The organism is Arenibacter aquaticus (assembly GCF_003957295.1).
Taxonomy (GTDB): Bacteria; Bacteroidota; Bacteroidia; order Flavobacteriales; family Flavobacteriaceae; genus Arenibacter; species Arenibacter aquaticus.
In genome coordinates, this window is sequence record NZ_RQPJ01000001.1 from 181,245 (window position 1) to 195,156 (window position 13,912).

A 13,912-nucleotide genomic window follows, 5' to 3' on the forward strand; every position below is an offset into this window, starting at 1 on the left:
AATATTCTATGGATAAGACAAGCTGCTATCATTGTGGTGACGATTGTGGAAACAACCCTATAAGCCACAATGAGAAAAACTTTTGTTGTGTAGGATGTAAAACCGTTTATGAGATATTTGCCAACAATGATCTGTCCTATTATTATGACCTACAGTCTGCAGCGGGCAGCACACCCAAAGAAATTGAAGGAAAATACAATTTTTTGGAATCTGCCGATATCGTTGAAAAGCTTATTGAATTCAACGATAATGGAATCCAGATCATTAACCTCTATATTCCTCACATTCATTGTAGCTCCTGTATATGGATATTGGAAAACCTGAACAAGCTAAACCATGGAATTACCACTTCCCAGGTAGACTTCCCTAAAAAAACGGTGAGAATAACATTCAATTCCGAACAAACATCACTTAAGGACTTGGTACTCTTAATGAGCAAGATTGGATATGAACCCTATATCTCCTTGGACGACTATAACAAAAAAGAAAAAAAAGTAGACAGAAGTCTAACCTACAAACTAGGTGTTGCCGGCTTTGCCTTTGGCAATGTAATGTTCCTTTCCTTCCCTGAGTATTTTGAGGTGGGAGAATTTTGGCTAGAACAATTTAAAGGGGTCTTTAGATGGCTGATGTTTGCTTTTTCCTTGCCTGTAGTATTTTATGCCGCACAGGATTATTTTGTTTCGGCCTACAAGGGGCTGCGATCCAAATTTCTGAATATTGATATCCCTATTGCCCTAGGTATTGCGGTGCTATTTCTACGCAGTACCTTGGATATTACATTTGACTGGGGAACCGGTTTTTTTGACAGCCTCACCGGCTTGGTCTTCTTTTTATTGCTGGGCAAGTTCTTTCAGCAGAAAACCTATTCCTATCTGTCTTTTGAACGCGACTATAAATCCTACTTCCCTATTGCCGTTACCCGAATTACCAAGGACAATACAGAAGAAAGCATCCAGGTGTACGACCTAAAGAGTGGGGACAGACTGCTTATCCGAAATGGGGAGTTGATTCCGGTAGATGCCATTTTAATAAACGGAAATGCCAGAATAGACTATAGTTTTGTTACCGGGGAATCTGAAGCAGTGGACAAAAAATCCGGAGACAAGGTCTATGCCGGCGGTAGGCAAATAAGTAGTGCTATAGAAATTGAAGTTTTAAAATCGGTCTCCCAGAGTTACCTTACCCAGCTATGGAGCAATGCCGTATTCCAAAAGGACAAATCGGGCAGCTTTCAAACCTTGACCGATAGTATTGGCAAACGTTTTACCATTGGCGTATTGACCATTGCCTTTGTCTCTGCCTTTATTTGGCTGATCATAGACCCCAGCAAGACCATTAATGTTTTTACGGCAGTACTTATTATTGCATGCCCCTGTGCCATAGCCTTGGCTGCCCCTTTTACCTTGGGCAATATGCTGCGGATTTTTGGACGCCACAAATTTTACCTTCGGGATACCCAGACCATTGAGCAACTGGCACAAATAGACACTGCTATTTTTGATAAGACCGGAACTATTACCACCGCCGAAAAGGGCCATGTTTATTATGAAGGCCTTAAACTGAGCGAGGAGGAAGAGTCCTTGCTAAAAAACACCTTACGTTCCTCTAACCATCCATTGAGCCGAAAACTGTACGATATTTTATCAGAACACAATATTGTGCCCTTGGACAGCTATGAAGAACATTTGGGCGAAGGAATAATGGGCGCTACCAAATCGGACAAGATAAAGATAGGATCTGCTACTTTCGTTGGCAAACCCCAAATAAAAAATGGCGATAACACCTCGGTGCACTTTAGCGCCAATGACCAATACAAGGGGTGCTATATTTTTCAGAACAACTACAGGGATGGGGTTTCCGAAATTTTTAGCAACATGGCCCAAGACTTGGAATTGGCCATACTCTCCGGGGACAATGCCGGAGAAGAAAAAACGCTGAACAAACTGCTTCCCAAGGGAACGCCCTTACACTTTAACCAAAAACCAGAGGGCAAACTCCAATTTATTAGAACCTTACAGGAGCAAAATAAAAAAGTAATGATGGTTGGCGACGGTCTAAATGATGCGGGAGCCTTGGCACAAAGCAATGTAGGCATTGCCATTTCCGAAAATGTAAATGTCTTTTCCCCTGCCTGTGATGCTATTTTGGATGCAAAAAATTTCACATCCCTTTATCATTATATTATAGCCTCCAGAAAAGCCATTAAGATTATAAAATTAAGCTTTATTCTCTCCTTACTGTACAATGTAATAGGCTTGTATTTTGCCGTAACGGGACAGTTAGAGCCTGTTATCGCTGCCATATTAATGCCCTTGAGCTCCATAAGCATTGTGCTGTTCACCACCATTGCTACCAATATTTTGGGAAGGAAACTGGCAAAACAATAAGTTATCCAATAAAACTGGAAAAAAGTGTTGATACATTCACTTACAAACAGAAAAAAGCAACTGCTCCAATTAAGGAACAGTTGCTTTTTTATGCATTCCTGATCTTTTTTATTTTAAGGTTCCCCTTATTTCTGTTGCTCCAAATAAGCCACCAATGAAGCCATTTCCTCGTAGCTCAAGGCGTTTACCAGACCAGAAGGCATCATAGATGTCTCCAATTCCTTTCTCTCTGCAATATCCGACTTCTTTAGCTGGGTTGCTATACCCGCAATATTTCTTATGGTTAGGTCTGAGGCCGATTCCTGGGTTACAAACCCTACATAGTTGTCCCCGCCTTTTGTCTGAATCTGTACGGTTGAAAACCCTTGGGAAATAGAAGCATTGGGTTTCAATATAGATTCTGCAATCTGCTCCCGGTTCATAATAGAGCCAACTTGCCCCATGAACGGCCCTTTCATAACCTCGGACGTGCTTACACTGTGGCAGGTAAAACAGGCCTGGGACTTAAACAATTCCTTCCCTTTTTTAGGGTCTCCTTTAATGTTCTTAAGGGCAATCATAACATCCTCTATGGATGCCTCCCCGATCTGACCTTTTTTATTTTTTATTTTTTCCAAATCCATTACAGGGGTATCTTCCTTGGGGGCTGCAACCTCAAAAGTTCCAAACTCATCAATCTGTAAACGGTATTTGCTATTTAATTCAGCAAACCTATCCTTATCATCTGCAGCAGCCTTTTCCCATTCTTCCATAAAAAAGGAACGGATTACCGGAGTATGCTCCCATTCAACTGTTTTATAATAGGGACCATGGGTATCCGGCCGTGTACTCCACCACCAAGAGGTATCATATGGTGCCTCTTGGTAATAAATCCTTGCCAAGGTATTTACAATCTTATCTTTAAACCCGCTGTCCTTTGTGTTCTTATAAGCGTTCACCAATCCGTCCACTACTTTTGGACTATGCATGTAACGCATGGCCCATAGTGCCATATCTTTATTCCCTGAATTCAACGCTTCCAGACAGGCCTCTACTGCATTTAGCCTTACCAGCGCTTTGACTGCCAGGTGAGGAATAACAATATCGGCATTTGGCTTGGCATGGGGACCTTCTGTTCCCATGGCCGGCGCTTTAAATGAGCTGGGAACAGGAATATCCAGCAAGGCATTGGCCACATCCTTTTTACCCAATCTTCCCAGGCCTACTATGGCTGCAGCCCTAACCCTATCAGAATCGGATTCCAAGGCCTTAATAAAGGGCTCTGTGGGCACCTGGTCCACAGCACCCAAACGGTCTGCCAAGGCCCTTAGGGCAAATTCCTGAACCGCTGTATCTTGGGTCAAGGCTATTAATGGATCTATTCCCTCTTCCCCTGTAAGTTGGGCATAGGTAAAAATACCGGCTGCCCTAACCTCTAACGGCAAGGAAGCGTCCTGCGCCAAATCCAACACCTTATCGGCGCCCTTGCCCCTTCTTATCAATTCGTATTGGGCACTTAAACGCGATTTTGCATTTCCAGATTTTAAGAGCTCCACCACACTACTGGTCCAATAAATGTCCTCCACATTTGGAAACGGCTCGTAGTTAAAGTTCTCTGGGGTAACCCGCACCACGTATCCTTTGTCCGGGCTTCCCGAATAGCCTGCACCGTCCCAAGCGGAAAGGTACATGGCGCCGGCAGCATCCACATCTACATCGGTAATTTGTGGCAATTGGATAAATTCTTCCTCATCCTGGGTAAAACTGGCTTTGTTCTTGGTTAACCTATGAAAGTATAGGTAGCTGCGGCCCCAATCTGCCATCAAGGGTACATTATTGTATTTTTCTGGCCAACGGCTATCGTTCATATAAAGCGCCCCGGTACCGGATCCCCCACCTACGTCTACGAGTGCAGGTAGGATTTCTTCGGTAAAATGTTTGAACAATACAGGATACCCGTATTCCCCGGATTGTATCTGATGTGCAAACCTAATGTTCCAACCTCCACCGTCATTGGTATTTCCACGGGTAAAAATGTTCATATAAGGATCTATGGCAACATCGTATATATTCCTTAACCCGTGCGTATACACTTCCATTTCGGTACCATTGGGCCTTACTCGAAGCACACCTCCACCAAGCATGGTCAATTTGGTCCCTTCACGATCCGTGGCATTGTGAAATCCGAAATCTCCCACTGCTATATAAATCCAACCATCTATCCCCATTTGTATCCCATTGGTGGCGTGGTCCGTACCCCTTTCCTGAAGGTATTTGGAATTACTCAGATTCTGAATCAGGACTTTGGCCGGGCCATCGGCCACCCCATCATTGTCCATATCCTCAAAAACGACCAAGTCCATATTATGGGCCTTTCCTGTCTCTTCGGAAAAGGTGGTATGCAATACATACACTTGATTTCCAATAGCCAAAATCCCCCTTGGGTTATTTACTTCGGCAAACTTGGTATGGGAATCCATGATACCATCGTGGTTACAATCTACCAAACGCTGTATAGAACCTTTGCCCATTTCCTTTCCGAGCGACCCCATCATATCTACTCCAACAAAGACCTCACCGGTTGCAGATACGGCCATACAGGCCGGACTAGGTGTAAGATCAGGACCGGCAAAACCTGTAATATTTAAATCTTCGGGCCAATTAAGTACCTGCTTCAACGAATCGGATGCCGGATAATTTATTGCCTCGGTATTGGGCGTGCAAGGAATTTTATCCTGTTTACATCCAATAGCCATTAACCCTGAGATAAAAATAAACCCTAATTTTCTAAACATTTTCTATTTTATTAACAATTAACAACACTAGCCATGAACAAAACCCACAACCTTTTAAAGGGTTTTGCAATAAAGCAGTCGCAAAACTAAAAATCTTTCCCAGATAATCTTACTTAAATTCAATTTTTAAGAGGTAAAAAAAATAGAAAAAAGTTGCTTCCTTATAGACACCCCTTTTTTATCTACCACAAACAGGCAAAGTTTTACGGAGATCCAAGAAATCAAACCTTTATCAAAAATACTAGCCAGAAAAAACTGTATAAAAATATTAGTACAGGACATTTCATTGGCACAATAAAATTTGAAAGCTGACAAATGTCATATTTTTCTTAAATCACCATGTTTAGTTTTACCCCGAAATTCAGGTAGGTATGAGTGTAATTTATTTATTGCTAACATTAAGTATTATTGTAGCCGTGGTCTTTTTTGCGGCTTTTATTATGGCTATTAAAAATGGACAGTATGATGATTCATACACCCCCTCCGTTCGTATGCTCTTTGAGGATGAATTGGTTAAAAAAACCAACGAAGAGACAGAAAAAGATATCTAACCAAATAAGTGAAAGTCAAAAATTGTAATTATGGAAGTACAACAGTTTTATTACGATAACAAAATCGTAAAAAAATTCCTTTATGCTACTATGTTTTGGGGAATTGTGGGAATGTCGGTGGGCCTACTGCTTGCCTTTATGTTTCTATTCCCTAACTTAACCGATGGCATATCCTGGTTAAGTTTTGGGCGTTTAAGGCCCTTGCATACCAATGCGGTAATTTTCGCCTTTGTGGGGAACGCCATCTTTGCAGGTGTTTATTATTCTACCCAACGGTTACTAAAGGCCAGAATGTTCAGTGATGCCCTTAGTAATTTCAACTTTTGGGGCTGGCAGGCCATTATTGTTGCTGCAGCCATTACCTTACCTTTGGGCTATACCTCCTCCAAGGAATACGCAGAATTGGAATGGCCCATAGATTTGGCCATTGCCGTTGTATGGGTTGCCTTTGGCTGGAACCTTATAGGCACCATGTTTAAAAGACGGCAGCGCCATTTATATGTTGCCATATGGTTTTATTTGGCCACATTTGTAACGGTAGCTGTACTGCATATCTTTAACAGTCTCTCCCTTCCCGTTAGTGCCCTAAAGAGTTACTCGGTCTACGCAGGGGTCCAAGATGCTCTGGTGCAGTGGTGGTACGGACACAATGCTGTTGCCTTTTTCTTGACCACTCCATTCTTGGGGTTAATGTATTACTTTGTCCCCAAGGCCGCCAACAGGCCTGTTTATTCCTATAGATTGTCCATAGTACACTTTTGGTCCCTGATCTTTATATATATCTGGGCCGGACCACACCACTTACTGTATTCTACTTTACCGGAATGGGCACAGAATTTAGGCGTAGCCTTTTCTATCATGTTAATTGCCCCGTCTTGGGGTGGTATGATCAATGGACTATTGACCCTTCGTGGTGCCTGGGACAAGGTTAGAACAGATCCGGTTTTAAAATTTATGGTAGTTGCCATAACTGGTTATGGCATGGCTACTTTTGAAGGGCCGATGCTTTCGCTTAAAAACGTAAATGCCATTGCCCATTTTAGCGACTGGATCATTGCACACGTACACGTTGGTGCCTTGGCCTGGAACGGATTTTTGACCTTCGGGATGATCTATTGGTTGGTTCCAAAAATGTTCAAAACCAGAATACATTCCCTCCCCATGGCCAATTTCCATTTCTGGATAGGAACTCTAGGTATAATATTATATGCCCTTCCCATGTATGTTGCCGGATTTACCCAAGCCCTTATGTGGAAAGAATTTAATCCCGATGGAACCTTGGCCTACGGTAACTTCTTGGAAACAGTTAACGAAATTATCCCAATGTACTGGATGCGGGCCATTGGCGGAACCATGTATATCATTGGAGCCATCGTTATGATCTACAATGTGGTGGTCACCATTAAACAGGGCACAAAGGTACAGGACGAATTGGCCGAAGCTCCGGCATTGGCACGTGTTTCCAGGAAAAGGACTGCTGGCGAGACCTTCCATACCTGGTTGGAACGCAAGCCCATACAATTGACAATACTAGCTACAATAGCCATTCTAATAGGAGGGGCCATACAGATTATACCTACCATTTTGGTTAAATCCAACATCCCCACCATAACCAGTGTTAAACCCTATACCCCATTGGAATTGGAGGGAAGGGATCTATATATCCGAGAAGGCTGCGTTGGCTGTCACTCCCAAATGGTAAGGCCGTTTAGAAGTGAGGTGGAGCGATATGGCGAGTACTCCAAAGCGGGGGAATATGTTTACGACCATCCATTCCTTTGGGGCAGTAAACGTACAGGTCCCGATCTATTAAGGGTTGGTGGTAAATATTCGGACAATTGGCACCTGAACCATATGTACGACCCGCAGAGCACCTCTTCCGGATCTATTATGCCTTCTTATTCCTGGTTGGTCCGCAATAAGCACGACAGAAGCAACATAGAGACTAAAATGGAAACCATGGTTACTTTGGGAGTACCCTATAGCGATGAGGACATTGCCAATGCCAAACAGTCTATGGAGCAGCAGGCCGCACAGATTGAAAAAAATCTATATTCGGACCCCGATTTTGCCAAGACCTACGAAGAAGACAAGAAATATGCCGCAGAAAATGGACAGGAATTTGTTGAAATGAAGGATAGGGAAATTGTTGCCATGATTGCTTATCTACAGCGTTTGGGAACAGATATCAAAATTAAGGAAACAGACGAAATAATCTCACAAAACCAATAAATCATGCTAAAATTCGTAAAAGGTTATATGGAGAATATAGAGGGCGTAGCCACCTATCCCATGATATCATTGCTAATATTCTTTGTTTTTTTTACCGTCCTTTTCTGGTGGGTATTTACCGCCTCCAAAGAGCATATCCAAGAAGTTAGCCAACTCCCATTAGAATCAGATAACCCAACTAAAGAAAATTTATTATGAAAAACATAACACCTTGGTGGATAAGAGTCCCCATTATCTTCTTCCTGATCTTCGGATTAATGGAGTACTTTATTGACTCCGGGGAACAACCGGCCATTATAGAATATCCTATTGTTGCACTCTTTTTGGTATTGGTCCTATTTATTTTGATAGCAATAGAATTGATCCTTAAATCTGTGGAAAACGTCATGTTCCAAACGCTTCCTCCCGAAGCCAAGGAGCGCTATGAATTGTCCAAATCAAAACAATGGGAATGGAAATGGGGCAAGGAGACCTGGAAAAAACTAACTGGCAACAAACCCATTGAAGAGGAGAATGAGATTATCCTGGACCATAATTACGACGGTATACGGGAGTTAGACAACAACCTTCCGCCTTGGTGGGTGTACATGTTCTATGCCACCATTGTTTTTGGAATAATATACCTTGCCCGTTTTCATGTTTTTGATGGCTATACACAGGATATGGAATATGAGCAAGAAGTAGCCGAGGCCCAAATAGCAATTGAAGCGTATAAAAAAACAGCCAAGGGATTAGTAGATGCCAATACCGTGGAACTGCTTACCGATGCCACGGACATCAAGGCGGGTGAAGCTATCTTTACCTCTAGCTGCGTGGCCTGTCATATGGCAGATGGCGGTGGTGGGATAGGCCCCAATCTTACAGATGAATACTGGATACTTGGGGGAGGTATTAAAAATGTGTTCCACACCATTTCTGAAGGTGGTAGGGATGGTAAGGGAATGATAGCTTGGAAGCAAACCCTTAAACCTGCGCAAATAGCACAAGTAGCCAGCTATATCCTTACTGAGATTAACGGGACTACTCCTGCCAATCCAAAAGCCCCGGAAGGCGATATCTGGACAGCGGAAGCAGCACCTTGATCTTAGCTTAAACACACACACCATAACCCCAGCGAACCAATTAAAGAATGGCACAGGACCAGGAACATTTTAGGGATTCCATAGGAACCATAAACGAGGAAGGCAAAAGAGCTTGGGTATTCCCAAAAAAACCCAGTGGAAAGTTTTATGAGTACCGCAAATATGTGAGCTATTTTCTTTTGGCCTTTCTATTTCTAGCTCCTTTTGTAAAGGTCAACGGCAACCAATTTTTAATGTTCAATGTACTGGAACGGCGTTTCAATATATTTGGATTTCCATTTTGGCCACAAGACTTTCATTTATTTGTGATATCCATGATTATAGGGGTCATTTTCATTGCCCTGTTTACAGTAGCCTTTGGCCGCATTTTCTGTGGATGGATGTGTCCACAGACCATATTTATGGAAATGGTCTTTAGAAGGATCGAATTTTGGATAGACGGTGACCGTGGGGCACAAATACGATTGGACAAACAACCCTGGAACGCCGATAAAATTAGAAAAAGGACCTTAAAATGGAGTATTTTCTTTGTAGTTTCATTTTTGATAGCCAACGTTTTTTTGGCCTATCTGATAGGAAGCGATCGATTAATACAATACATTACCGAGGGTCCCTTACAACATGTAAGCACCATAGTTTCGCTCTTGATCTTTACGGCCGTATTCTATTTCGTATTCGCTTGGTTCAGGGAACAGGTTTGTATCATTGCTTGCCCCTATGGAAGGATGCAAGGGGTTTTACTAGACAACAAATCCATTGTGGTAGCCTATGACCATAAAAGGGGCGAGGCCGAAAAGGGCAGAAAGAAATTTAGAAAAGGGGAAGATAGACAAGCCTTGGGGCATGGAGACTGCATAGATTGTTTTCAGTGTGTAAACGTTTGCCCAACAGGTATAGACATAAGAAATGGCACCCAATTGGAATGTATCAACTGCACAGCCTGTATTGATGAATGTGATACCATTATGGAAAAGGTAAACCTACCCAAAGGCCTTATCCGATATGCCAGTGAGGACAATATAGAGAAGAAATCCAAATTTACATTTACCCCTAGACTTAAAGGGTACACTGCGGTATTGGTTATTCTTACTGGAATACTGGTTGGCATGTTGTTCTTGAGAAATGAGGTAGAAGCCAATATTTTGCGATTGCCAGGACAATTGTACGAACATAAGGAAGGTAATATTATCAGCAATGTGTTTACCTATAAACTGGTTAACAAAACCACCCAGGATATCCCGGAGGTAAGCTTTAAGTTGCTATCCCACAAAGGGACCATTTCCTTGGTACGGCATGAGAAATTTCTAGTCCCCGCCCAAGAAATGGCAGAAGGCACATTATTTATAGAAATCAATAATTCGGCTTTGCAGGGAGATAAGAACAAATTGAGCATCGGTGTTTATAGCGGAGATAAATTAATTGAAACGGCCACTGCCAGATTTTTGGCACCACGAAGCTATAGGTGATATACCTGATAGGGAATAATATAAAATTAACAATCACCATATTCATCCCAACAGCAACGGGATGAATGACAAATAAAATATGTTATGAAAATTAATTGGGGAACCGGAATAGTACTGGCATTTATAGGGTTTATAAGTTTTATACTATTCTTTGTAGTGAGAATGAGCATGGACCACAAGGCCAATCATGACCTCGTCACAGAGAATTACTATAAGGCCGAACTGGGATACCAAACAGAAATAGATGCAGAGAACAACGCCCTTGCGAAAGAGGCGGAACTTTCTATAAACAAAACCCCCGACGGCTTGATTCTGCAGTTTCCAAAAAATTTGGATTTTAAAGAAATCAAAGGCTCAGTGTCCCTTTACAGGCCATCTAATAAGCACTTGGATTTTGACTTACCCATAAGTCTTTCCCAAGACTATTTGCTCATACCTGACAATCGCTTGTTGGATGGTCGCTGGGACATTAAAGTATCCTGGGAGTACAAAGGGGAAGCATACCTTTTTAAGGAAAAAACAACCTATTACAAAAACTAAAAAAGTCTAAGGCCTTAAGCTTAATAAATATAAACTATGTTGTTATCTGCCGTAATAATAGGTCTAATGGGAAGTTTCCACTGTATTGGGATGTGCGGCCCCATTGCCTTTATGTTGCCGGTAGACCACCACAAACCCACAAAAAAACTATTACAGGTTTTTTTGTACCATCTAGGTCGACTTACCTCCTACGGTATCATAGGCCTAATTTTTGGTTTTTTGGGGAAAGGTCTTTATGTGTTTGGACTTCAGCAGAAACTTTCCATTATCATTGGCCTGCTTATGATAACCCTTATCCTTATACCCCATAAGACATTTAGCCAATACAACCTTTCCAAACCCATTTATTCCTTACTGTCCGCCATAAAAAACCGATTGGGAAAGGAATTAAAAAAGAAGACCCCTGATACCTTTTTAACCATAGGCTTACTTAACGGGCTATTGCCCTGCGGACTGGTATATATGGCAATTTTTGGAAGTATGGCCACGGCCAATCCCTGGACAGGAGCCTTGTACATGGCTTTGTTTGGCGTTGGAACCATTCCCTTGATGACCACGGCGGTTTATTTTAGCAGCTTATTAAAAGGTGGCGCCAAGAAAACGGTGCAGCGATTAATTCCTATAATCGTAGTCATCATTGGCCTTCTCTTTATATTAAGAGGTCTGGGATTGGGCATTCCCTATATTTCCCCAGAGCCCGTCATGGATGTGGTATCTAGCCAAATAGATTGCCACTAACGCCCTCTAATGGCTGTAAATCAGATTTGTAGTACTTGTAAAAATAGTGTAATTTTCTAGTGCCCTGCCAACTGTAGTTACACCTATGGGTTTAAAACTACCATTGAAAAGGAACAACCATACCTAAAAACAGCTACACATGAGACACCATTTACTTATCTGCTTTCTTATTTTCAATGCTAGCTTTTTATTTTCCCAAGGGGAAAAAAACATAATAGTCTTTGGGGCCCATCCGGATGATTGTGATATTGACACCGGTGGTACGGCCATTTTACTGTCAAAAATGGGGCATAATGTAAAGTTTGTATCCCTGACCAATGGTGACGCCGGGCATTATGCCAAGGGCGGAGGTGAACTCGCCAAGATAAGGATTGCAGAGGCCAAGGAAGCTGGCAAAAGATTTGGGGTGGAATATACGGTATTGGACAACCATGATGGGGAATTGATGCCTACCTTGGAAAATCGTCTAAAGGTGATACGTGAGATTAGAAAGTGGAATGCCGATGTAGTCATTGCCCCAAGACCCAATGACTACCATCCGGATCACAGATATACCGGAATTTTGGTGCAAGACGCGGCCTATATGGTCATAGTCCCCAATGTGGCCCCTGAAGTACCAGCTCTCAAAAAAAATCCAGTTTTCCTATACTCTGAAGATGGCTTTCAAAAACCCAGCTCTTTTCAACCGGATATCGCCATAATTATCGATGCTGTTTTTAATCAAAAAATATACGCCATGTCAGCTCATAAATCACAGTTCTTTGAATGGCTTCCCTGGACCGCGGGCAATTTGGAAAAAGTGCCCAAGGGCGAAAAGGACAGGTTGGAAATGTTGGCCAACTGGAGGTCCAAATCTCCCAATGAAGCCTTATTGGAATGTGCCAAAAAATGGTATGGCACTAAAGCCTACAACGCCAAACATATAGAGGGGTTTGAAATATGCGAGTACGGCAAACAACCTACCGATGAAGAAATAAAGAGGCTATTTCCAATGTTGAAAAAATAGTAATGATCATACTTTTATGGATGTTGGACTAGTCCAGTATCTTTTTTGCATTTTCATAATAGATCTTTTTCAATGTTTCATCACTTAGCCCCAAGCCATTAAAAGACCAATGGTAAGAGGACATCCCCTTTTCATAAAAATGCTCATCTTCAGTTTCCAATACACGAAAGGTAAGTTCATACATTTCGGGAGAGGTACCCATATCTGTACCATAAACCAGCTTATCTCGATATTTTTCGTAAAAGCGTTTGCTGTAGCGTGGAACGGCAGCTGTCTCCGCATATCGGGCAGATATATCCGCATACAGATTTTTATAGGTAGCAAGAAGCCTCCCCACTATTTCCAGATCATGGCTACAATTAGCAAAGTGACAGGCTATAAAAGTAGTATTAGGGTGTTCACGAACCGCATTTTCCAGGCTGGCAATTAGTTGTTCATGGTTCAACAACCCCTCCTTTTCAATATCTATTCGCCATTTAAATGCGTTCATCAATCCGTCATTATGAACATCCATAGGGAGGTACATCCACATAGGATCGGCCACATGAATACTTACTGGCATCCCCAATTCCCCACATTTCTCCCAAACTAGCGCCATCCTGGGATCATCGGCATGCATTCCCGGTGCCGGTATGGGTTTGGAATAGGCAAAACCCAATCCTTTATCGCCCAATTCACCTACCCCCTTGGCTCCCTTATTAAAACATCTTACCAATTCCTTTACGGCTCTTTTGCCCCAATCCGGTTCATCATATCCCGTGTAATCCAAACCACACCACAGCTCAAAACGGTCACCATAGCGGGAATATACCTCAACGATACTGTCAAAAGTCCTGCCCGTACTATAGGTGAGAATTACGGTCTTGCTTATTCCAAACTTATCCATGGTCCGTACCCATTCCTCCAACTCCGGGGCCGACTTTGGGTAAGGGTGTGAATGAAAATCCACAACCGGATATTTTGCTTTTTCAATCTTAGTCTTTGGAGTATTATATATGGATACAGGATCGTAATCCTTTAACAACATGTCTTCTTGTGCCATGAGGGTATGGGAAAGAAAAACTATGGACAAAACCAAGCCAAGGTTCCAATTCATATTGATTTTTTTTTAGACAATAGCACAGTTAACAGCT

At 42.3% G+C, this 13,912-nt stretch carries 11 protein-coding genes; 9 read left to right on the forward strand and 2 right to left on the reverse strand.

The genetic code is table 11. The annotated features are described in order from the left end of the window. Nucleotides 1-8: 8 nt before the first annotated feature. A complete protein-coding gene (locus EHW67_RS00750) occupies nt 9-2,390 on the forward strand; it encodes a heavy metal translocating P-type ATPase (protein ID WP_126160431.1) in 2,382 nt (793 codons plus the stop codon). 125 nt (nt 2,391-2,515) lie between these two features. Here the strand turns inward: EHW67_RS00750 and EHW67_RS00755 are convergent, their stop codons facing one another. Beyond that, a complete protein-coding gene (locus EHW67_RS00755; RefSeq protein ID WP_202911886.1) occupies nt 2,516-5,164 on the reverse strand; it encodes a DUF7133 domain-containing protein in 2,649 nt (882 codons plus the stop codon). Nucleotides 5,165-5,535: 371 nt separating this feature from the next. Between EHW67_RS00755 and ccoS the strand changes: the two genes are divergently transcribed. The 8 genes from ccoS (at nt 5,536) to EHW67_RS00795 (ending at nt 12,779) form a co-directional block, all read left to right on the forward strand. Beyond that, on the forward strand, nt 5,536-5,715 hold the full coding sequence (gene ccoS / locus EHW67_RS00760) for a cbb3-type cytochrome oxidase assembly protein CcoS (RefSeq protein WP_126160432.1): 180 nt from the start codon (nt 5,536-5,538) through the stop codon (nt 5,713-5,715). Nucleotides 5,716-5,745: 30 nt separating this feature from the next. Further along, nucleotides 5,746-7,947 (forward strand): cytochrome-c oxidase, cbb3-type subunit I, encoded by a 2,202-nt coding sequence (ccoN, locus tag EHW67_RS00765; RefSeq protein ID WP_126160433.1) that lies wholly within the window; start codon nt 5,746-5,748, stop codon nt 7,945-7,947. Nucleotides 7,948-7,950: 3 nt separating this feature from the next. Continuing rightward, on the forward strand, nt 7,951-8,145 hold the full coding sequence (locus tag EHW67_RS00770; RefSeq protein WP_126160434.1) for a CcoQ/FixQ family Cbb3-type cytochrome c oxidase assembly chaperone: 195 nt from the start codon (nt 7,951-7,953) through the stop codon (nt 8,143-8,145). Next, a complete protein-coding gene (locus EHW67_RS00775; protein ID WP_126160435.1) occupies nt 8,142-9,029 on the forward strand; it encodes a cbb3-type cytochrome c oxidase N-terminal domain-containing protein in 888 nt (295 codons plus the stop codon). The genes EHW67_RS00770 and EHW67_RS00775 overlap by 4 nt, the downstream gene beginning before the upstream one ends. A gap of 47 nt (nt 9,030-9,076) precedes the next feature. After that, nucleotides 9,077-10,495, forward strand: coding sequence for a cytochrome c oxidase accessory protein CcoG (gene ccoG / locus EHW67_RS00780; RefSeq protein ID WP_126160436.1), 1,419 nt, complete (start codon nt 9,077-9,079; stop codon nt 10,493-10,495). Between the two features lie 84 nt (nt 10,496-10,579). Continuing rightward, complete coding sequence (locus EHW67_RS00785) at nt 10,580-11,035, forward strand: FixH family protein (RefSeq protein WP_126160437.1); 456 nt, start codon at nt 10,580-10,582, stop codon at nt 11,033-11,035. 36 nt (nt 11,036-11,071) lie between these two features. Beyond that, nucleotides 11,072-11,773 carry a sulfite exporter TauE/SafE family protein gene (locus EHW67_RS00790; RefSeq protein ID WP_126160438.1) on the forward strand — a complete coding sequence of 234 codons (702 nt, stop codon included), beginning with the start codon at nt 11,072-11,074 and terminating at the stop codon, nt 11,771-11,773. A 139-nt stretch (nt 11,774-11,912) separates the two neighbouring features. Further along, a complete protein-coding gene (locus EHW67_RS00795) occupies nt 11,913-12,779 on the forward strand; it encodes a PIG-L deacetylase family protein (protein ID WP_126160439.1) in 867 nt (288 codons plus the stop codon). 28 nt (nt 12,780-12,807) lie between these two features. Here EHW67_RS00795 and EHW67_RS00800 read toward each other — a convergent pair whose 3' ends face one another. Further along, a complete protein-coding gene (locus EHW67_RS00800; RefSeq protein ID WP_126160440.1) occupies nt 12,808-13,875 on the reverse strand; it encodes an amidohydrolase family protein in 1,068 nt (355 codons plus the stop codon). Between the last annotated feature and the right edge of the window lie 37 nt (nt 13,876-13,912).